Source organism: Roseococcus microcysteis (assembly GCF_014764365.1).
Classification (GTDB): domain Bacteria; phylum Pseudomonadota; class Alphaproteobacteria; order Acetobacterales; family Acetobacteraceae; genus Roseococcus; species Roseococcus microcysteis.
The window spans coordinates 1,387,386-1,407,541 of the sequence record NZ_CP061718.1; the positions used below are offsets into that span (position 1 = coordinate 1,387,386).

Below are 20,156 nucleotides of genomic sequence, written 5' to 3' on the forward strand. Positions count from 1 at the left end.
TGGTTCCTTCATCCCTGAACGCGGCGATGCGTCCCATGCAGAACCTATCCGACCGGGCGGTGCTGGCCAGCCGGTACATCCTGGTGGTCTTCTATCTCGGCCTCGCGGTGGCGCTGGCGGCCTATGCCGTGCGCTTCCTGGTGAAGGTTTGGAAGTTCGCGGCGGACACGCTGACCTCCACTTCCGATTCGCAGATGCTGCTGGGGCTGCTCTACCTGGTGGACAGCGCGCTGGTCGCCTCACTGGTCGCGATGGTCGCCATCTCCTCCTATGACAGCCTGGTCTCGCGGCTGACGGATGCGAAGGGCGCCTCCAAGATCGAATGGGTGTCGAACCTCGACCCGGGCAACCTCAAGCTGAAGGTGGGCATCGCCATCGTCGCCATCAGCTCCATCCATTTGCTGCAGAAATTCATGGACATCAGCTCGCTCTCGGACCGGGAGCTGGGCTGGGCCATCGGCATCCATGTCACCTTCGTGGCCGGCGCGCTGGGGCTGGGGCTGCTGGACCGCATGCAGTCCCAGGCCAAGCTACTGGCGAAGGATGCGCGGGCGAAGGAGTAGCTACACCTCCTCCACATTCGCCACGCCGGGCAACACCTTCAGCGCCTGCATCATCCGCGGCGAGACGTTCCAGCCGCCGGGCAGCGTGATCTCGACATCCTGGCCCGGCCCCAGTTGCGGCACGAGGCTCACGCGCCCGCGCCCACGCCCGTCGCGCTCCAGCAGGGCGCGGATATCGGGCAGGGCGCTGGCGGCTTCGAGGATGATGCGCATGCCCTGCCCCACCCCAGCCGCCGCCTTGTCCAGCGCCTCGATATCCTGGGCGGTGAGGCGCAGCGCCTCCCCCTCCAGCCGCACCTCGGCCGTGACGAGCACGGCCTTCCCATCCTCCAGCAACTCGCGCGCGCGGTTCAGCACCTCGCTGAAGAAGGTCACCTCATAGCCGCCCGTCTGGTCGGAGAGGCTGACCCAGGCCATGCGGCTGCCGGTCTTGGTGTTGCGCTCCTTGCGCGCGGTGACGGTGCCGGCGAGCTTGAGCCGCGTGGACCCCGCCCGCGCCTTCTCCGCGATGAGGGCCGAGGGCGTGCAGCCCAGCCGGCGCAGCGCCATCTTGTAGGTGTCGAGCGGGTGGGCGGAGAGGTGGAAGCCCACCGCCTCCGCCTCGAAGCCCAGCTTGTCCAGGGTGGGCCAGTCCGGCATGTCCGGCAGGCGCAGCATGGGCGGGCCCTGCTCCACCTCCGCGAAGAGGCCGATCTGGTTGCTGGCGCGGTCCTCGGCGCTCGCCTGGGCGCGGCGCAGCACCGTCTCGGCGCCGGCCACGAGGCGCGCGCGGTTCCCCTCCAGGCTGTCGAAGGCGCCGGCCTTGGCTAGGTTTTCCAGCTGCATCTTGTTCAGCAGCCGCGGGTCCACGCGGGCGGCGAAGTCGGCCAGGCTGGTGAAATCCCCGCCCTGCGCCCGCGCCGCGACGAGGTCCCGCATGGCGGCGAGCCCCACCCGCTTGATGGCGGCCAGGGCGAAGCGGATGGCGGGCTTGCCGTCATGCGCCTCGATGGTGAATTCGGCGGCGGAGCGGTTGATGTCCGGCGGCAGCACCTTGATGCCGAGCCGCGCCGCCTCCTGCATGTGGGAGGCCAGCTTGTCGGTCTTGTCCATGTCCAGCGTCATGGAGGCGGCGAGGAAGGCGACGGGGTGGTTCGCCTTCAGCCAGGCGGTCTGATAGGCCACCAGCGCATAGGCCGCCGCGTGCGATTTGTTGAAGCCGTAATTGGCGAATTTCTCCATGAGGTCGAAGACCTCGCCCGCCTTGGCGGCGGAGACGCCGTTCTTCGCGGCACCCTCGCAGAAGATGTCGCGCTGCTTCGCCATCTCCTCCTTGTTCTTCTTGCCCATGGCACGGCGCAGCAGATCCGCGCCGCCAAGGCTGTAGCCCGCCATGACCTGGGCGATCTGCATCACCTGTTCCTGGTAGACCATGATGCCGTAGGTCTCGCCCAGGATGTCCTGGATGGAGGGGTGCGGCGCCTCCCACTTCTCGCCATGCTTGCGGGCGCAATAGGCCGGGATGTTCTCCATCGGGCCCGGCCGGTAGAGCGAGACGGCGGCGATCAGATCCTCGAAGCGGTCGGGGCGCATGGCGCGCAGGCAGTCGCGCATCCCCTGGCCTTCGAACTGGAACACGCCGGCGGCATCGCCGCGGGCCAGCATGGCGTAGGTGGCCGCGTCATCGAGCGGCAGGGCGTCGATGTCCACCTCCACGCCCTGGGCCTTCAGCAGCGCCACGGCGCGTTGCAGCACCGTCAGCGTCTTGAGGCCGAGGAAGTCGAACTTCACCAGCGAGGCGTTCTCGACATGCTTCATCGAATACTGGGTGATGAGGTGCGGCGAACGCGGGTCGCGGTAGATGGAGGTGATCTCGATCAGCGGCCGCCGCCCGATGACCACGCCCGCCGCGTGGGTGGAAGCGTTGCGATAGAGCCCCTCCACCTGCAGCGCGATGTCGAGCAGCCGCGCCACGGCCTCGTCGCTCGCCTGCATGTCCTTGAGGCGCGGTTCGCCCGCGATGGCGTCCTTCAGGCTGACCGGGTTGGCGGGATTGTTCGGAATCAGGCTCGCGATGCGGTCCACCTGGCCATAGGGCATGCCCAGCACGCGGCCCACATCGCGCACCGCCGCCTTGGCCTGGAGCTTGCCGAAGGTGATGATCTGCGCGACGCGCTCCTCGCCATATTCGCGGCGGACATAGTCAATGACCTCGTCGCGGCGGTCCTGGCAGAAGTCGATGTCGAAATCCGGCATCGAGACGCGCTCGGGGTTCAGGAAGCGCTCGAACAGCAGGCCAAAGCGCAGCGGGTCGAGGTCGGTGATGGACAGCGCCCAGGCGGCCACCGAGCCCGCGCCCGAACCGCGCCCCGGCCCCACCGGAATGCCCTGCGCCTTCGCCCACTGGATGAAGTCGGCCACGATCAGGAAGTAGCCCGAGAAGCCCATCTGCTCGATGACGGTGAGCTCGTATTCCAGCCGTTCGGCGTGGACGGGCGGCACACCCTCGGGGAAGCGGCGCGCGAGGCCCGTGCGGGCCATGTCGGCCACCGTCTCGGCCTCGGTGCGGCCGGGCTGGACCTTGGGGCAGATGGGCAGTTCGGGCTTCTTCACCTCCGCCATCACGGCGCACATGCGCGCGATGGCCAGCGTGTTGTCGCAGGCCTCGGGCAGGTCCTGGAACAGGGCGCGCATCTGGTCCGCGGGCTTGAACCAGTGGTGCGGGGTGACGCGCCGGCGCTGCGCCTCGGTGATCAGGCGGCCCTCCGCGATGCAGAGCAGCGCGTCATGCGCCTCGTGCATCTTGGCCTCGGCGAAATAGACGTCGTTGGTGGCGACGATGGGCAGCGCCGCCTCATCGGCCAGGCGCAGCAGCCCGGGTTCGAGTGCGGCCTGGCGGTCGGTGTGGTGGCGCATCAGCTCCACCGCGAGGCGCCCGTCGAAGCCCTCGCGCAGCGCGTGGAGCAGCTGCTCGGCAACGGGGCGCCGCCCTTCGGCCAGCAGGCGCGACAGCGGGCCATGGTCGCCCCCCGTCAGCAGGAAGATGCCCGCGCCATGGGTGAGCAACTGGTCGAGCGTGACGGCGGGCTTGCCCGAGACATCGGTGCCCATCCAGCCCAGCGAGGACAGGCGCTGGAGATTGCCCCAGCCCTCCGCATCCATGGCCAGCGCCGTCACCACATCCGCGCCGTTGCGGTTGGGGTCGCTGTGCGATTCCCCGCGCGAAAGAAAGAGCTGGCAGCCCATGATGGGCTGGATGCCCTTGCCGGCCGCGGCTTGCGCGAATTCCAGCGCGCCGAAGAGGTTGGCCGTGTCGGTCAGGGCCACGGCCGGCATGTTGGCGGCCAGCGCGAGCGCCGGCAGCTTCTCGGCCTTGATGGCGCCCTCGCTCAGCGAATAGGCGGAGTGGGTGTGGAGGTGGACAAAGCCCATGCGCGACTCCGAGACTGCGCCCAGTGTAGCGCGCCGGAGGGCGTGATGCCCCCTCGGGCGGCGCCGCGGCTTTGCCGCGGCAACGCGGTGCCCCCGCCCAGGATCAACGCCAGGACGGGGCCCCCACGAAACCGCGAAGCGATTTCGTGGGGAAGCGAAGCGTCAAAGCCCGAACTGGCTGACGAACTTCGTGTTCAGATAGGCGTCGATGGCCTCCGAACCGCCCTCGGTGCCGTAGCCGCTGTCGCGCACGCCGCCGAAGGGCACTTCCGGAAGCGCCAGGCCCAGGTGGTTGATGGTCATCATGCCCACCTCGACCCCGGCCGCCAGGGCCTGCGCCGTCTTGCCGCTGGTGGTGAAGGCGTAGCTGGCCAGGCCGAAGGGCAGGCGGTTGGCTTCGCCCACCACCTCCTCCAGGTCCTTGAAGGGGCGCATGAGGGCAACGGGGCCGAAGGGCTCCTCGTTCATGGCGCGCATGTCGGTGGTCACGCCGGTGACGACCGTCGGCTCGAAGAAATAGCCCTTGTTGCCGATGCGGTTGCCGCCGGTGGCGATCTCGGCACCCTTGCCCTTCGCGTCGGCGATCAGCGTTTCCATCTGCGGCACGCGGCGCTCATTGGCCATGGGGCCCATGGTGGTGCCCTCGGCCATGCCGTCGCCGACCTTCACGGACTTGGCGTGGCTGATGAAGCTGGCCACGAACTGGTCGTAGACCTTCTCCTGCACCAGGAAGCGCGTGGGGCTGACGCAGACCTGGCCCGCATTGCGGAACTTGGCCATGGCGAGCGTCTTGGCCGCGTGTTCCACATCCGCGTCGTCGAAGACCATGGCCGGCGCATGGCCGCCAAGTTCCATCGTCACGCGCTTCATGTGCTGGCCGGCCATCGCCGAGAGCATCTTGCCGACCGGCGTGCTGCCCGTGAACGTCACCTTGCGGATGGTGGGGTGCGCGATGAGGTAGCTGCTGATCTCGCTGGGCACGCCATAGACGAGGCCAATCACATCGCCCGGCACGCCGGCTTCGAGGAAGCACTTGATCAGCTCGGCGGGGCTGGCCGGCGTCTCTTCCGGGGCCTTCACGATGATGGAGCAGCCGGCCGCCAGCGCCGCGGACAGCTTGCGGACCACCTGGTTGATCGGGAAGTTCCAGGGGGTGAAGGCGGCGACGGGGCCCACGGGCTCCTTGATCGCGAGCTGGTAGATGCCCTGGCCGCGCGCCGGGATCACCTGGCCATAGGTGCGGCGCGATTCCTCGGCGAACCATTCGATGATGTCGCCGGCGGCCATGACCTCCATCTTGGCCTCGGCCACGGGCTTGCCCTGCTCCAGCGTCATCAGGCGGGCGATGGCGTCGGCGCGGCTGCGGAGCAGGTCGGCCGCCTTGCGCATGGTCTTGGCGCGCTCATAGGGGCTGACCTTGCGCCAGGTGGCGAAACCGCGCTCGGCGGCCTCCAGGGCCGCGTCCAGGTCGCGCTGGCTGGCATGGGCGACGGTGCCCACCACCTCCTCGCTCGCGGGGTTCAGGACGTCGATGGTCTTGCCGCCCTCGCCGCCGCGCCACTGGCCGGCGATGTGAAGCTGGACATTGGGGTATTCGGCCATGTCGTGTTTCCTTCCTGGCTGTGACGCAAAGGTGGGGCGGCGCGGCGCCGCTGTCCACCGCCCCTCAGCCGGGGATGATGCGCCCGTCCCGAAGGGTCACCACCCGGTCCATCCGCGCCGCCAGCTCCGGGTTGTGGGTGGCGATCAGGGCGGCAAGCCCCCTGCCCCGTGCCTCGGCCAGCAATTGCTCGAAGACGAGGCCCGCCGTCGTCGCGTCGAGATTGCCCGTGGGCTCATCCGCCAGCAGCAGGGCCGGGCTGTTGGCGAGCGCGCGCGCGATGGCCACCCGCTGCTGCTCGCCGCCCGAAAGCTTGCCCGGCCGGTGGTCGAGGCGCGAGGCGAGGCCGAAGGTGTTCAGCAGCTCCGCGGCCCGCGTCCGCGCCTGACCGGCGGCCACGCCGGCCGTCATCTGCGGCAGCATGACGTTCTCCACCGCCGTGAACTCGGCCAGCAGGTGGTGGAACTGATACACGAAGCCGATGGTGTTGCGACGGATGGCCGTGCGGGCGCCGTCATCCAACGTGCCGGCGGCCTGACCCGCGATATAGACCTCGCCGGCATCGGGGCGTTCCAGCAGCCCCGCCAGGTGCAGCAGGGTGGACTTGCCGGTGCCGGAGGGCGCCACCAGCGCCACCACCTCGCCACGCGCGATGGTGAGGTCCGCCTCGCGCAGCACCTCCAGCGAGCCCGCCTCGGTGCGGTAGCGCCGGGCGACGGAGGCCAGGCGAAGGGGGTCACTCATTGCGCAGCATCTCCACCGGATCGGTGCGCGCGGCGCGCCAGGAGGGATAGAGGGTGGCGAGCAGCGAGAGCGACAGGGCCAGCGCCACGACCTGCGCCACCTCGCGCCAGTTCAGCACGGCGGGAAGCTGCGTCAGGAAGTAGATCTCGGCGCTGAACAGCTCGGCGCCCGACAGCGCCTGGATGAATTGCCGGATGCTTTCGATGTTGAGGCAGAACACCACGCCCAGGATGAAGCCGAGCGTGGTGCCCACCACCCCGATCAGCGCCCCGCACAAGAGGAAGATGCGCAGGATGGCGCCCTGCGTCGCGCCCATGGTGCGGAGCACCGCGATGTCGCGCCCCTTGTCCTTCACCAGCATGATGAGGGAGGAGATGATGTTGAACGCCGCCACGATGATGATGAGGGTCAGGATCAGGAACATCACGTTCCGTTCCACCTGCACCGCCGCGAAGAAGCTGGAATTTGCGTCCTGCCAGTCCAGGATGCGAACGGGTCGGGCCAGCGCCGCGCGGATGGCGAGGTTTACCGTCCGCACACGGGTGGGGTCCTCCACGAAGACCTCCACCTGAGTCGCGGCATCCCCCGTCTGGAAGTAGAGCTGGGCGGCCTGCATGGGCATGAAGACGTAGCTGCTGTCGTATTCGTTCATGCCGACTTCGAAGAGTGCCACCACGCGATAGGCGCGCAGCCGCGGCACGGTGCCGATGACGGTGGTGCGCCCTTGCGGGCTGACCAATGTCACGCGGTCGCCCACATTCACACCAAGCCTGAGTGCCAGCCGCGTGCCGATGGCCACGGCGTCATCGCCCTCGAACTGCGCGAGGCTGCCTGCGCGGATGTTGTCGGCGATGATGCGGCGCGCGCGCAGATCTTCCGGGCGGATGCCGCGCGCGAGGCCACCCGTGGCGCCCCCCGCCTCGCTGGTGACCAGAAGCTGGCCCTCGACCACGGGCGTCGCCACCGTGACGCCGGGCACGCGGCGGATGGCCTCGGCCACGGCGTCGAACTCGGTCAGGTTGCCGCGCTCGGCCGCATAGACGCCCATATGGCCGTTGAGGCCCAGGATGCGCCCCAGCAATTCCTGCCGGAATCCGCCCATGACAGACATGACGATGATGAGCGTCGCCACCCCCAGCATGATGCCGAGGAAGGAGAAGGTCGCGATCACCGAGGTGAACCGATCACTCTTCCGCGAGAGCAGGTAGCGGGCGGCGACCTTGCGTTCGAAGGCGTTGAACATCAGGAACCCAACTTGGCCAGCGCCTCGTCGAAGCTGCATTCGACGCGTTCACCGGTCATGCGGCGCTTGAGTTCGACGCGGCCGGCCGCGGCGCCGCGCGGCCCGATGATGGCCTGCCAGGGGAAGCCCATCAGGTCGGCGTCGTTGAACTTCACGCCCGCGCGCTCCGGCCGGTCGTCATAGACGGCCTCGTTGGGGAAAGCGGCGTGCAGCTTCTCGCACAGCGCGTCACAGGCGGCGTCGCCGGGCTTGAGGTTCAGGATGGCGAGCTTCCAGGGGGCCACCGCATCGGGCCACTTGATGCCGGCCTCGTCATGGTTGGCCTCGATCAGCGCGGCGACCAGGCGCGAGACGCCGATGCCGTAGCTGCCCATCTCGGGCACCACCGCCTCGCCATTCGGCCCGGCGACGGAGAGGCCCATGGGCTGGGAATACTTGGTGCCGAAATAGAAAATGTGGCCGACCTCGATGCCGCGCCCGGTGCGCTGGCGGTCGGCGGGCACCTTGGCCCACTCGGCCTCGTCCTGCATTTCCTCGGTCGCGGCATAGGCGGAGGTGGCGAGGTTGAAGCAGGCTTCCATGTCGGCCTGGCTGTCGAAGTCGAAGGCCTTGGCCGCCCAGTCGATCTCCTCCAGCGCCGAGTCGTAGAAGACGGTGCTTTCGCCCGTCTCGGCCAGGATGATGAATTCATGGCTGAGATTGCCGCCGATGGGGCCGGTGTCGGCCCGCATCGGCAGGGCGCGCAGGCCCATCCGCTGGAAGGTGCGCAGATAGGCGTAGAGCATCTGGCGATAGCTGTGCTGCGCGCCTTCCTTCGTCATGTCGAAGGAATAGGCGTCCTTCATCAGGAATTCGCGGCCGCGCATCACGCCGAAGCGGGGGCGCACCTCGTCCCGGAACTTCCACTGGATGTGGTAGAGGTTGCGCGGCAGGTCGCGGTAGGACGTCGCGTAGCCGCGGAACACATCCGTGATCATTTCCTCATTGGTGGGGCCATAGAGCATCTCGCGGTCGTGCCGGTCGCGGATGCGCAGCATCTCCTTGCCGTAATCCTCGTAGCGGCCGGAGCGCTGCCAGAGTTCGGCGGGCTGGATGGTGGGCATCAGCACCTCCTGCGCGCCGGCGCGGTCCTGTTCCTCGCGCACGATGTCGGCCACGCGGTTCAGCACGCGCAAGCCAGCGGGCAGCCAGGTGTAGATGCCGGCGGAGGTCTGCCGGATCAGCCCCGCCCGCAGCATGAGGCGGTGCGAGACGATCTGCGCCTCGGCAGGCGTTTCCTTGAGCGTGGGCAGGAAGGCACGGGTGAGGCGCAAGGTCTGGTTTCCCGGGAAAAGGCCACATCGGGCGGGTCGCGCCTGCTGTAGCGCAGATCGGGCCGGCCTCAAATCGCCACGGCCAGAGGGCGGCATCGTTGCGGCACCGACTCGCCACGCGCAAGAATGCTGCGCCGCAACATCAAATTAATCCCAAAAATGTCTTGATGTTCGGAGGCGCAACCAGTTAAAAAAAAGAAAGGGCCACCCCCGTCAGGGAGCGGCCCAAGTTAAGGGAGGAAACGCCAGTCACACGGCAGAAAGAGGAAAGCCCTCTCTCTGACGTGGAAAATGCCGCAAAGGCCCGGTGTCGCTCAACGGCAAAACGGGCCAGCAGACGGCGAAAAAACGGGCAACCCAACGCGATTGCCCAAAACGCAGGCGGCGAGCTGGTAAAAATCCGGCAGCCGCCTTTTTCTTGTGCGGATTTCAGCGATCAGGGATCGCCAGCCACTCGTCGCGGAAGCTGATGATGTTGCTGTCCACCAGCCAGACGATCGCGAGCCACAGCACCACCGAGATGAGGGTGGTCCAGAGAAGCTTCCGCCAGATCATCGGCGTGGTGGGCGCGCCCCGCCATCCGCCAGCTTCGATGTCGCCCTGCACATCGGGCTTCACCCCCACCGGCAGCACGCAGAACAGCACCGTCCACCACACCAGGGCGAAGATGACGAAGCTGATGAACCAACCCATCGAAAACGTCATGGCCTAGACCCGCAGCAGATGGACTTCGACATTGGGCCGCTTGCGCAGCCGCCGGCCCAGCGCGCGGCGCAGCACGCCGCGGGCCGCCTCGGCCAGCGAATCATCCTCGCGCCGCAGCCCCTTGGGCAGGTCGTTGATGCCGCGGGCCAGCTCATCGGCCAGCTGCTGCGGCTCCGGCCCCTCGGCGTCGAAGAGGCCAGGGGCGGAGACACGGGGGCGGCCCATGACGCGCCCCTCCCCGTCCACCGCCAGGCTCGCCATCACGATGCCATTGAACAGCATGCGCTTGCGCGCGCCGATCAGCCCGCCCTGCAAGGGCAGCAGCCGGTTGCCATCCACCGCGAGCCGCCCCACGGGCACGCTGCCCGCGACCTCGGGCTTGTTGCCGCTGAGGCGCACCAAATCGCCGTCCTCGATCAGGATGGGCTCGGCGCCGCAATCGCGCGCCAGGGCGGCGTGCTCCGACAGGTGCCGCCATTCGCCATGGACCGGGATGGCGAAACGCGGCTTCACCAGGGCGTAGAGGCGCTTCAGCTCGTCCCGCGCGGGGTGGCCGGAGACATGCACCGCATGGTCATCGGCCGTCATCACCCGGCAGCCCCGGCGCGACAGTTCATCCTGGACGCGCAGGATGGCGCGCTCATTCCCCGGGATCATGCGCGAGGAGAAGATGACCGTGTCGCCCTTGCCCAGCGAGATGTTGGGGTGGGTGTCGGCCGCGATCTTGGCGAGCGCGCTGCGCTCCTCGCCCTGGCTGCCGGTGCAGATGATGAGCAGGTTGTCGTCAGGCAGCGAATCCGCCTCCTCCTCGGAGAGGAAGTCGGGCACGGCGCTCAGGTAGCCACACTCCCGCGCCGCCTGGACGGCGTTGCGCAAGGACCGCCCGAACAGCGCCACATCGCGCCCCGCCGCGATGCCGGCAAGGGCGATGGATTCGATTCGGGCCAGGTTGGTCGAGAAGCAACTGACCGCCACGCGCCCCTTCAGCCCCCGGATGAGAGCGGCGAAGTTGCGCCGCACATCGGCCTCACTGCCCGAATGGCCTTCCACCATGGCGTTGGTGCTGTCGCACACCATGGCCAGCACGCCCTCCTCGCCCAGACGGGCGAAGCCGGCCTCGTCGGTGGGCGGGCCGATCAGCGGATAGGGGTCGAGCTTCCAGTCGCCGGTGTGGACCACCATGCCATGGCGCGTGCGGATGGCGACGGCGCTGGCTTCCGGCACCGAATGCGCGACGCGCAGGAATTCGAGGTCGAAGGCCCCGAAGCTGCGCCGGCCGGGTGCGGGGATGGTGATGATCTGCACCTCCTGCGACAGGCCGGCCTCGGCCAGCTTGCGCCGCAGCACCGCCGAGACGAAGGGCCCCGCCACCACCGGGCAGCGCAGCGAGGGCCAGAGATGCGCCACCGCCCCCACATGGTCCTCATGCGCGTGGGTGATGACCAGGGCTTGCAGCACATCCCGCCGCTCGGCCAGCCAAGCCGGGTCGGGCACCATGATGTCCACGGCCGGGTTGTCCGGGCCGCCGAAACCAATGCCGCAATCCACGGCCAGCAACTGACCATCGCAGCGATACACGTTGAGGTTCATCCCGATTTCCCCGGTGCCGCCGAGGGGGATGAAGGCAAGGTCGTTCATATCTTGGGAATTCGTCACATCATGTCTTTTTGTGAGATGGGGGCGGGATTGCGGCCTGCCAACAGGCGAAGCCCCTCAAGGGTGATGTCCTGGTCCACGCGGGTGATCATGGTGGTGCCCTCGGCCAGCAGGGGTGCCAAGCCGCCGGTGCCGATCACCTTCATGCCCGGCAGTTCGGCCTCGGCGCGAATGCGGGTCACGATCCCCTCGATCAGCCCCACATACCCCCAGAAGATGCCCGACTGCATGGCGGCCACCGTGTCGCGCCCGATGGCCGATTGCGGGCGGCCGATGCCGATGCGCGGCAGGCGGGCGGCCGCGCGGTGCAGCGCCTCGATGGAAAGGTTGATGCCAGGCGCGATGACGCCGCCCAGATAGGCGCCATCGCCCGCCACCACGTCGAAGGTGGTGGCCGTACCGAAATCAATGACGATGAGCGGGCCGGCATAATGATGATGTGCGGCCAGCGCGTTGAGCAGACGGTCCGCGCCCACCTCCTGCGGCCGCTCCACATCAATGTGGAAGCCCCAGTCGAGGGTGGAGCGCGCCACCAGCGGCTCCGCCCCGAACCAGTCGCGGCTGAGGCGGCGGAGGTTGTAGAGCGCGGCCGGCACCACCGTGCCGATGACGCAGCGCGTGATGTCCGAGGGGCGCAGGCCCGCATGCTGCATCAGCGTCAGCAGCCACACGGCGTATTCGTCGCTGGTGCGCTGCGGGTCGGTGGCGATGCGCCAGCGCCCGCGCCATTCCGCCCCGTCATGCACGGCGAAGACCACGTTGGTGTTGCCGGCATCCACGGCCAGAAGCATTCAGACCTCTCCCAACTCGCCCGCATGGAAACTGCGCGGGCCTTCTTCCGTGAGCAGGCGCAGCGCGCCCGCCTCGGTGAGACCTTCGTAGCGCCCCCGGATGAAACTGTCGCCCTGCCGCACCGAAAGGGGCGTGCCCGGCGCGGGGCCGGCGGCCATCCAGGCGGCGCGGATGGGCACGAAGCCCTCCCGCGCCTGGCGGTCCAGCCACTGGCCCAACGCCTCCAGCAGCGCCCAGGCGAAGCGCTCGGGCGGGATGGGGCCGAGGCAGGCGGTGGCGCGGCCCTCGACGGCCGGGGCGTGGGCCAGGTTCACGCCAATGCCGAAGATGACATGCGCGATCGCCCCGCCCGGCCGGAGCGAGGCCTCGGTGAGGATGCCGGCCACCTTCGCCTCGCCCAGCATGAGGTCATTGGGCCAGCGCAGCCGCACGGCGGCATGGGACACGGCCACCTGGTGCAGCGCGACGGCGGCAAGCAGGGCGAATTGCCCGACTGCGCGCGCCTCGGCCTCGGGCCGCACCAGGATGGAGATGGCGAGGTTGCCGGGGCGGTTGCTCCAGCCACGGCCGGCGCGGCCGCGCCCGGCCGTCTGAAGGCGGGCCATGATGGCAAGGCCCGCGGGTTCCCCCGCCTCGGCGCGTTCGGCGACCAGGGTCTGGGTGCTGGGCAGGCTCTCCTCGATGGAGAGCCGCCAGGCCAGCCCGCTCACCCGATCAGCGCCGCCACCGCCTGGCGCGCGGCGGCGAGCAGCGGCGCGGGCATCAGGAAGAAGAACATGGTGAAGAGGCCCGTGCCGGCCAGCACGAAGGAGACGCCGGCGGTGCGCGCATCGAGAGCGCCCGCGGGCTGGTCGAAGTACATCACCTTCACCACACGGAGGTAGTAGTAGGCCGAGACCACGGAGGACAGCACGGCCACCACCGCCATCAGCCAGAAGCCCGCCTCCACCGCCGGCAGCAGCACGTAGAGCTTGGCGAAGAAGCCGGAGAGCGGCGGGATACCCGCCATGGCGAACATGAAGATGCCCATGCCGAGCGCCATGGCGGGGTCGGTGCGGCCAAGGCCCGCCAGGTCCTGGATGTTCTCGACCGCGCGGCCATTGCGCCGCATGGCCACCAGCACGCTGAAAGCGCCCAGGCTCATCATCAGGTAGATGGGCGTGTAGATCAGCACGCCGCGCAGGCCGGCCTCGGTGCCAACGGCAAGGCCCATCAGCACGAAGCCCGTGTGGCTGATCCAGGAATAGGCCATCAGCCGCTTGATGTTGGTCTGGCCGATGGCCGCGAAGGCGCCCAGGATCATGGAGGCGATGGAGGCCAGCACGATCACCTGCTGCCACTGGTCAACCGCGCCGCCGAAGGGCCCGGACAGCACCCGCACAATGGCCGCGATGGCGCCAACCTTGGTGGCCGTCGCGAAATAGGCGACGACGCTGGTGGGCGCGCCTTCGTAGACGTCGGGCGTCCACATATGGAAAGGCACGGCCGCGACCTTGAAGCAGAGGCCCGTGATGATGAAAACGATGCCCACCACCACGCCCGCCGAGATCGGCGCGCCACCGCCCAAGGTCTGGCCCAGCTGCGCGAAATTGGTGGTGCCCGCGAAGCCATAGACCAGCGACATGCCGTAGAGCATGAGGCCCGAGGACAGCGCGCCCAGGACGAAATACTTGAGGCCGGCCTCGGAGCTGCGCGCATTGTCGCGGTGGAAGGCGGCCATGACGTAGAGCGGCAGAGACAGCAGCTCGAGCCCCAGATAAAGGCTCATCAGGTCATTGGCCGAGATCATGACCATCATGCCCAGCGTCGCGAAGAGCACGAGCACAGGGTATTCGAAGCGCGACAGGCCTTCGGCACGATTCCAGTCCAGCGCCAGCAGCAGCGCCAGGGCGGCGCCCGCCAGCACCAGCACCTTCATGAAGCGGGCGAAGGCGTCGGAGATGTATTGCCCGGCGAAGGCCATGCCGTCGGGCTGCGCCAGCACGAAGGCGCCGGCGAGCAGGAAGGCGCCCAGCACCATCATGGTGCAGGGGAAGGTCATGTCGCGCCGCGGCAGCACGCCTGCCACCAGGATGGCGAGGCCTGAGAGCGCCAGCACGATCTCCGGCAGGGCGAGGGTCCAGTTCATGGCTTACAGCCCCGCGAAGCGCGACGCGGCGGAAATGGCGGCCTGATGCTGGGCCACCATCTGCGCCACCGTGGCGGAGAAGAAGGAGAGGAAGGATTGCGGATAGACGCCCATCCACAGCGTCAGCGCGATCAGCGGCGCGAAGGTCGCGTATTCGCGCGGGCTGAGGTCGAGCAGGCGTTTCAGGTCCTCGCGCGTGATGCGCCCGAAAGCGACGCCGCGATAGAGGCGCAGCATGTAGCAGGCTCCCAGCACCATGCCCGTGGCGGCCCCGAGTGCCACCCAGGGGTTCACCGCCCAGGCGCCCACGATGACCAGGAACTCGCCCGGGAAGCCCGCGGTGCCGGGAAGGGCGACGGAGGCCATGGTGAAGAGCATGAAGACCAGCGCATAGGCGGGCATGATCTTGGCGACCCCGCCATAGCGCGCGATCTCGCGCGTGTGCTCACGGTCATAGAGCACGCCCACGCAGAGGAAGAGCGCGCCCGAGACCACGCCATGCGCCAGCATGGTGAAGAGCGCGCCCTCAATGCCCTGCTGGTTGAAGGTGAAGATGCCCAGCGTGACGATGCCCATATGCGCCACCGAGGAATAGGCGATGAGCTTCTTCATGTCCTGCTGCGCGAGGGCCACAAGGCTGGTGTAGACCACCGCCACGACGCTCAGCACATAGATCATCGGCGCGAAATACTGCGAGGCGTCGGGCAGCATGGGCACGCTGAAGCGCAGGAAGCCATAGGCGCCCATCTTCAGCAGCACGCCGGCCAGGATGACGGAGCCCGCCGTCGGCGCCTCGACGTGCGCATCGGGCAGCCAGGTGTGGACGGGCCACATCGGCACCTTCACCGCGAAGGAGGCGAAGAAGGCCAGGAAGATCCACACCTGCATCGCGAAGGGAATGTCGAATTCGTAGATCTCGGGGATGCTGGTCGTGCCCGCCTGGTACCAGATGGCGATGATGGCCAGCAGCATCAGCACCGAACCCAAGAAGGTGTAGAGGAAGAACTTGTAGGCCGCATACACCCGCCGCGCCCCACCCCACACGCCGATGATGAGGAACATCGGGATCAGCACGGCTTCGAAGAAGATGTAGAACAGCATGAAGTCCAGCGCGCAGAACATGCCGACCATCATGGTCTCGAGGACCAGGAAGGCGATCATGTATTCCCGCACGCGGTTCTGCACCGACTCCCAGGAGGCGAGGATGCAGAGCGGCGTCAGCGCGGTGGAGAGCAGCACGAACAGCACCGACACGCCGTCCACGCCCATGAGGTAGGAGACGCCGTAATCCGGCAGCCAGTCGAGGCGCTCGACGAACTGGAAGTCCGGGCTATTGCGGTCGAACTGAAACCACAGCACCAGCGACAGCACGAAGGTGACGAGGCTGGTCCAGAGCGCGGTCCAGCGCGCGTTGGAGGCGACCACCGCCTCCTCGCCCCGCACCGAGAGAATGACCAGCACCCCCAGCAGCGGCAGGAAGGTGACCAGGGAAAGGATGGGGAAACCCGCGGCGTTCATGGCTCAGCGCCCCGTCAGGAAGAGGGTCACGAAGACCACAAGGCCGATGATCATGGCGAAGGCGTAGCTTGCCACCTTGCCCGTCTGCAGCCGCACCGTGCCGCGCGCGGCCCCCACGGCCAGCGCGGCCGCGCCATTGGGCATGCCGTCAATGATGCGCGCATCGCCCACCTGCCAGAGCTGCACCGCGAGGCGCCGTGCCGGCTGGACGAAGATGCGGTCATACAGCTCGTCGAAATACCACTTGTTCAGCAGGAAGCGGTACGGCCCGGGGGCCGCCGCCGCGACCCGGCCGGGGATGTGCGGCAGGAAGCCATAGATCAGGATGGCGAGCAGGATGCCGCTGATGGCCACCGTCTTGGCCAGCGTCGGCACCCAATGCGGCGCGTGATGCAGCGCCTCCATCATGTGCTTGGCCGGCAGGTTGTAGATGGCGCCGTTCCAGAAGGCGGTCGCGCTGTCACCGATGAAGTAGGGCGCGAAGACGAAGCCCGTGGTGATGGCGCCGACCGCGAGCAGCAGCAGCGGCACCAGCATCACCAGCGGGCTTTCGTGGACGTGCTCCATGGTGTGGTGGTCGGCGCGGGGCTTGCCGTGGAAGGTCAGGATCAGGAGGCGCCAGGAGTAGAAGGCCGTCAGGAAGGCCGCCACCGCGCCGCAGACGAAGGCATACATGCCCACGCCGGTGCCGGCCGCGACCGCGCCCTCCAGGATGGCGTCCTTGGAGTAGTAGCCCGCGAAGAAGGGAATGCCGGCCAGGGCCAGCGAGCCGATCCACATCACCGCATAGGTGACGGGGATCTTCTTCCAGATGCCGCCCATCTTGCGGATGTCCTGCTCATCCGACATCGCGTGGATCACGCTGCCGGCACCCAGGAACAACAGCGCCTTGAAGAAGGCGTGGGTGAAGAGGTGGAACATCGCCGCCTGGTAGAGGCCCACACCCGCCGCGAAGAACATGTAGCCGAGCTGCGAGCAGGTGGAGTAGGCGATGATGCGCTTGATGTCGTTCTGCACGCAGCCGATGGTGGCCGCGAAGAGCGCGGTGGAGGCGCCCACCACCGTCACGATGGCCAGCGCCACCGGCGCGAATTCCATCACCGGCGACATGCGGCAGATCAGGAAGACGCCGGCCGTCACCATCGTGGCCGCATGGATCAGCGCGGAGACAGGTGTCGGCCCCTCCATCGCGTCCGGCAGCCAGGTGTGCAAACCAAGCTGCGCCGACTTGCCGCAGGCGCCCAGGAACAGCAGCACGCCGATCAGTTCCAGCGAGGGCAGGCCCAGGAAGGTGTCGTTCACATGGTCCTGGACGGCGCCGAAGATGGCGTTGAATTCCAGGCTGCCGAAGGTGAAGAAGGTCAGCGCCATGCCCAGCATGAAGAAGACATCGCCCACACGGTTCACGATGAAGGCCTTCATCGCGGCGGCGTTGGCGCTGTCCTTCTCATACCAGTAGCCGATGAGCAGGTAGCTCGCGAGGCCCACGCCCTCCCAGCCGAAGAAGAGCTGCACCAGGTTGTCCGCCGTCACCAGCATCAACATCATGAAGGTGAACAGGCTGAGATAGGCGAAGAAGCGCGCCGGCGTCGCGTCATGCGACATGTAGCCGATCGAGTAGAGGTGGATCAGCGTCGAGATCAGCGTGACCATGCCGACCATGACCGCGGCCAGCGTGTCGTAGCGCAGCGACCAGGAGAAGGAAAGCTCGCCCACCTGCATCCAGGTGAAGAGCACCACCGTCTGCGGCTGGCCGCCCAGCGCCACCTGCCAGAAGGCCAGCAGGCCGCAGATGGCCGCGAGCGCCATGAAGAAGACCGTGGACCACATGGCCACCCGGTCGCCGAGCCAGCGCCCCAGGAAACCGCTGACGCAGGCGCCCAGCAGCGGGAAGAAGACCGCCCCAACGAACATCGTTCTAGCCCTTCAGGGTCGAGATGTCCTCGACCTCGATGCTGCCGCGGTTGCGGAAGTAGATGACGACGATGGCGAGCCCGATGGCCGCCTCGGCCGCCGCCACGGTCAGGATGAACATGGCGAAGACCTGGCCCGTCAGGTCGCCGAGCTGCGCCGAGAAGGCCACCAGGTTCAGGTTCACCGAGAGCAGGATGAGCTCCACGCTCATCAGGATCACGATGACGTTCTTGCGGTTCATGAAGATGCCGAAGACGCCCAGCACGAAGAGGATCGCGCTGACGACCAGGTAGTGGGTGAGGCCGATGTCGAGCATCAGTGGTGCCCCCCCTCATGCGTGATGGGCTTGGGCGCTTCCTTCGCCGGCGGCGGCAGGGGGCGCAGGATGTCCTCGCGCCGGATGCCCTCGCCCAGCGCCGGCTGGGCCATGGCCACCGCGCTGCTCCGCGCGATCTGCGCGGCCACATCCTGGCGCTTGGTGCCCGGCCGGTCGCGCAGGGTCAGCACGATGGCGCCGATCATCGCCACCAGCAGGATCAGCCCCGAGATCTGGAAGAGGTAGATATGGTCCGTATAGAGGATGCGCCCGATGGCCTCGGTATTCGTGATGCCTTCCGGCATCGGCGCCATGCGCAGCGCCGCGGCATCGGGCGCGAAGCGCCACACCGACAGCACCAGCAGCAGTTCCAGGAAGAGGATACCGCCCACCACCGCGCCAATCGGCGCGTAGCGCTGCACCCCTTCGCGGAGCTGGGCGAAGTCCACGTCCAGCATCATCACCACGAACAGGAACAGCACCGCGACCGCGCCCACATAGACGATGACCAGGATCATCGCGAGGAACTCGGCCCCCGCGATCAGGAAGAGCGCGGCCGCGTTGAAGAAGGCCGCGATCAGCCAGATGACGGAGTGCACGGGGTTGCGCGCGGTGACGACCATCACCGCCGCCGCGATCAGGATGAAGGCGAAGAAATAGAAGGCGAGCCCTGCGATCATCGCACCCGTCCTTCCGTGAAGCTGGCCATCTCAACAAACCTTCCCAGGGCCGCTTCGGCGCGGCCGTCTTGCATCACCTGTAGGGAGCTTCCAGTTCCAGCCGCTTGGCGAGTTCGCTTTCCCAGCGATCGCCATTGGCCAGCAGGCGCTCCTTGTCATACATCAGTTCTTCGCGCGTCTCGGTCGCGAACTCCATGTTCGGCCCCTCGACGATGGCATCCACCGGGCAGGCCTCTTCGCACATGCCGCAATAGATGCACTTGGTCATGTCGATGTCGTAGCGCGTGGTGCGGCGGCTGCCATCCTCGCGCGGTTCGGCCTCGATGGTGATGGCGAGTGCGGGGCACACCGCCTCGCACAGCTTGCAGGCGATGCAGCGTTCCTCGCCATTGGGGTAGCGGCGCAGCGCGTGCTCCCCCTTGAAGCGCGGCGAGAGCGGCGTCTTCTCATAGGGGTAGTTCAGCGTCGCCTTGCGGCTGAAGAAGTAGCGCAGCGTCAGCGCCATGCCGCCCACGATCTCCGTGAGCAGGAAGGAGCGCGCGAAACGATCCAATGTGGTCATGCCGGCAGCCACCCCGTCAGCTTGAGAACCGCGGCCGTCAGCACCAGCCAGAGCAGGCTGAACGGCAGGAAGACCTTCCAGCCCAGCCGCATCAGCTGGTCATAGCGGTAGCGCGGGAAGGTGGCGCGCGCCCAGATGAAGACGAAGAGGCAGGCCGCCACCTTCAGCGCGAACCAGATGGGACCAGGCACCCAGTTGAAGGGCGCGATGTCCAGCGGCGGCAGCCAGCCCCCCAGGAAGAGGATGGTGGCCAACGCGCTCATCAGGATCATGTTCGCGTATTCGCCGAGGAAGAACAGCGCGAACGACATCGAGCTGTATTCGACGAAGAAGCCCGCCACCAGCTCGCTCTCGCCCTCCGGAAGGTCGAAGGGCGCGCGGTTGGTCTCGGCCAGCGCGCTGATGAAGAAGATGACGAACATCGGGAACAGAGGAATGACGAACCACACCGTCGCCTGCGCGCGGACGATTTCCGTGAGATTCAGCGAACCCACGCAGAGCAGCACGGTCACGATCACGAAGCCGATCGAGACCTCGTAGCTCACCATCTGCGCGGCCGAGCGCAGCGCGCCCAGGAAGGCGTATTTCGAATTGGACGCCCAGCCCGCGATGATGACGCCATAGACCCCGAGCGAACTGATGGCGAAGAGGTACAGGATGCCCACATTGATGTCGGCGATGGCCCAGCCATCCGCCACCGGGATCACGGCCCAGGCGATCATGGCCAGCACGAAGGTCAGGATCGGCGCCGCCAGGAAGAGCAGCCGCGAGGCGCCCGACGGGATGATCGTCTCCTTCATGAGCATCTTGATGGCGTCGGCGAAGGGCTGGAGAAGGCCGAAGGGCCCCACCACATTCGGCCCGCGGCGCATCTGCATCGCGGCCAGTACCTTGCGCTCGGCCCAGGTCAGGTAGGCCACGCCGATCAGCACCGGCACCAGCAGGGCCAGCGCCTGCGCCACCGTCAGCGCGAGCACACCCAGCGGCGTGTTGAGAAACTCCGTCATCGCC

The 20,156-nt window shown here is 67.7% G+C and carries 17 protein-coding genes; 1 reads left to right on the forward strand and 16 read right to left on the reverse strand.

Features of this window, described 5'->3' with window-relative positions:
• The first annotated feature begins 35 nt into the window (after positions 1-35).
• Positions 36-563: a YqhA family protein gene (locus ICW72_RS06585; RefSeq protein ID WP_191085474.1), complete on the forward strand. Its 528-nt coding sequence runs from the start codon at positions 36-38 to the stop codon at positions 561-563.
• On the opposite strand, the gene dnaE is transcribed toward ICW72_RS06585, so the two are convergent.
• The 16 genes from dnaE to nuoH all read right to left on the reverse strand — a co-directional run bounded on the left by dnaE (position 564) and on the right by nuoH (position 20,152).
• Entirely contained in the window at positions 564-3,974 is a 3,411-nt protein-coding gene (dnaE, locus tag ICW72_RS06590; protein ID WP_191085475.1) for a DNA polymerase III subunit alpha, read from the reverse strand.
• 162 nt (positions 3,975-4,136) lie between these two features.
• Positions 4,137-5,576: an NAD-dependent succinate-semialdehyde dehydrogenase gene (locus ICW72_RS06595; RefSeq protein WP_191085476.1), complete on the reverse strand. Its 1,440-nt coding sequence runs from the start codon at positions 5,574-5,576 to the stop codon at positions 4,137-4,139.
• Positions 5,577-5,640: 64 nt separating this feature from the next.
• Positions 5,641-6,318: an ABC transporter ATP-binding protein gene (locus ICW72_RS06600; RefSeq protein ID WP_191085477.1), complete on the reverse strand. Its 678-nt coding sequence runs from the start codon at positions 6,316-6,318 to the stop codon at positions 5,641-5,643.
• Entirely contained in the window at positions 6,311-7,561 is a 1,251-nt protein-coding gene (locus tag ICW72_RS06605; RefSeq protein WP_191085478.1) for a lipoprotein-releasing ABC transporter permease subunit, read from the reverse strand. Before ICW72_RS06605 ends, ICW72_RS06600 begins: the two co-directional genes overlap by 8 nt.
• On the reverse strand, positions 7,561-8,874 hold the full coding sequence (proS, locus tag ICW72_RS06610) for a proline--tRNA ligase (RefSeq protein ID WP_191085479.1): 1,314 nt from the start codon (positions 8,872-8,874) through the stop codon (positions 7,561-7,563). Before proS ends, ICW72_RS06605 begins: the two co-directional genes overlap by 1 nt.
• A 429-nt stretch (positions 8,875-9,303) precedes the next feature.
• A complete protein-coding gene (locus ICW72_RS06615) occupies positions 9,304-9,579 on the reverse strand; it encodes a DUF1467 family protein (protein ID WP_223880878.1) in 276 nt (91 codons plus the stop codon).
• A gap of 3 nt (positions 9,580-9,582) precedes the next feature.
• On the reverse strand, positions 9,583-11,217 hold the full coding sequence (locus tag ICW72_RS06620; protein WP_191085480.1) for a ribonuclease J: 1,635 nt from the start codon (positions 11,215-11,217) through the stop codon (positions 9,583-9,585).
• A gap of 14 nt (positions 11,218-11,231) precedes the next feature.
• Complete coding sequence (locus ICW72_RS06625; protein WP_191085481.1) at positions 11,232-12,026, reverse strand: type III pantothenate kinase; 795 nt, start codon at positions 12,024-12,026, stop codon at positions 11,232-11,234.
• The gene (locus ICW72_RS06630) at positions 12,027-12,737 is read right to left on the reverse strand and encodes a biotin--[acetyl-CoA-carboxylase] ligase (RefSeq protein WP_223880879.1); all 711 of its coding nucleotides are present in this window, start codon (positions 12,735-12,737) and stop codon (positions 12,027-12,029) included.
• Positions 12,734-14,155 carry an NADH-quinone oxidoreductase subunit NuoN gene (gene nuoN / locus ICW72_RS06635; RefSeq protein WP_191085482.1) on the reverse strand — a complete coding sequence of 474 codons (1,422 nt, stop codon included), beginning with the start codon at positions 14,153-14,155 and terminating at the stop codon, positions 12,734-12,736. The genes ICW72_RS06630 and nuoN overlap by 4 nt, the downstream gene beginning before the upstream one ends.
• Before the next feature lie 3 nt (positions 14,156-14,158).
• Positions 14,159-15,673, reverse strand: a complete 1,515-nt coding sequence (locus ICW72_RS06640; RefSeq protein ID WP_191085483.1) for an NADH-quinone oxidoreductase subunit M — start codon at positions 15,671-15,673, stop codon at positions 14,159-14,161.
• Positions 15,674-15,676: 3 nt separating this feature from the next.
• The gene (nuoL, locus tag ICW72_RS06645) at positions 15,677-17,587 is read right to left on the reverse strand and encodes an NADH-quinone oxidoreductase subunit L (RefSeq protein ID WP_191085484.1); all 1,911 of its coding nucleotides are present in this window, start codon (positions 17,585-17,587) and stop codon (positions 15,677-15,679) included.
• Between the two features lie 4 nt (positions 17,588-17,591).
• On the reverse strand, positions 17,592-17,903 hold the full coding sequence (gene nuoK, locus ICW72_RS06650; protein WP_184385973.1) for an NADH-quinone oxidoreductase subunit NuoK: 312 nt from the start codon (positions 17,901-17,903) through the stop codon (positions 17,592-17,594).
• Positions 17,903-18,583 (reverse strand): NADH-quinone oxidoreductase subunit J, encoded by a 681-nt coding sequence (locus ICW72_RS06655; RefSeq protein ID WP_191085485.1) that lies wholly within the window; start codon positions 18,581-18,583, stop codon positions 17,903-17,905. Before ICW72_RS06655 ends, nuoK begins: the two co-directional genes overlap by 1 nt.
• Positions 18,584-18,656: 73 nt before the next feature.
• Positions 18,657-19,145, reverse strand: coding sequence for an NADH-quinone oxidoreductase subunit NuoI (gene nuoI / locus ICW72_RS06660; protein ID WP_191085486.1), 489 nt, complete (start codon positions 19,143-19,145; stop codon positions 18,657-18,659).
• Positions 19,142-20,152, reverse strand: coding sequence for an NADH-quinone oxidoreductase subunit NuoH (gene nuoH / locus ICW72_RS06665; protein ID WP_191085487.1), 1,011 nt, complete (start codon positions 20,150-20,152; stop codon positions 19,142-19,144). The genes nuoI and nuoH overlap by 4 nt, the downstream gene beginning before the upstream one ends.
• Positions 20,153-20,156 lie beyond the last annotated feature (4 nt).

Coding starts and splice junctions, on each gene's coding strand:
- ICW72_RS06585 (WP_191085474.1), top strand. CDS start 36: ATGCAGAACCTATCCGACCGGGCGGTGCTGGCCAGCCGGTACATCCTG.
- dnaE (WP_191085475.1), bottom strand. CDS start 3,974: ATGGGCTTTGTCCACCTCCACACCCACTCCGCCTATTCGCTGAGCGAG.
- ICW72_RS06595 (WP_191085476.1), bottom strand. CDS start 5,576: ATGGCCGAATACCCCAATGTCCAGCTTCACATCGCCGGCCAGTGGCGC.
- ICW72_RS06600 (WP_191085477.1), bottom strand. CDS start 6,318: ATGAGTGACCCCCTTCGCCTGGCCTCCGTCGCCCGGCGCTACCGCACC.
- ICW72_RS06605 (WP_191085478.1), bottom strand. CDS start 7,561: ATGTTCAACGCCTTCGAACGCAAGGTCGCCGCCCGCTACCTGCTCTCG.
- ICW72_RS06615 (WP_223880878.1), bottom strand. CDS start 9,579: ATGACGTTTTCGATGGGTTGGTTCATCAGCTTCGTCATCTTCGCCCTG.
- ICW72_RS06620 (WP_191085480.1), bottom strand. CDS start 11,217: ATGAACGACCTTGCCTTCATCCCCCTCGGCGGCACCGGGGAAATCGGG.
- ICW72_RS06625 (WP_191085481.1), bottom strand. CDS start 12,026: ATGCTTCTGGCCGTGGATGCCGGCAACACCAACGTGGTCTTCGCCGTG.
- nuoN (WP_191085482.1), bottom strand. CDS start 14,155: ATGAACTGGACCCTCGCCCTGCCGGAGATCGTGCTGGCGCTCTCAGGC.
- ICW72_RS06640 (WP_191085483.1), bottom strand. CDS start 15,673: ATGAACGCCGCGGGTTTCCCCATCCTTTCCCTGGTCACCTTCCTGCCG.
- nuoL (WP_191085484.1), bottom strand. CDS start 17,587: ATGTTCGTTGGGGCGGTCTTCTTCCCGCTGCTGGGCGCCTGCGTCAGC.
- nuoK (WP_184385973.1), bottom strand. CDS start 17,903: ATGCTCGACATCGGCCTCACCCACTACCTGGTCGTCAGCGCGATCCTC.
- ICW72_RS06655 (WP_191085485.1), bottom strand. CDS start 18,583: ATGATCGCAGGGCTCGCCTTCTATTTCTTCGCCTTCATCCTGATCGCG.
- nuoI (WP_191085486.1), bottom strand. CDS start 19,145: ATGACCACATTGGATCGTTTCGCGCGCTCCTTCCTGCTCACGGAGATC.
- nuoH (WP_191085487.1), bottom strand. CDS start 20,152: ATGACGGAGTTTCTCAACACGCCGCTGGGTGTGCTCGCGCTGACGGTG.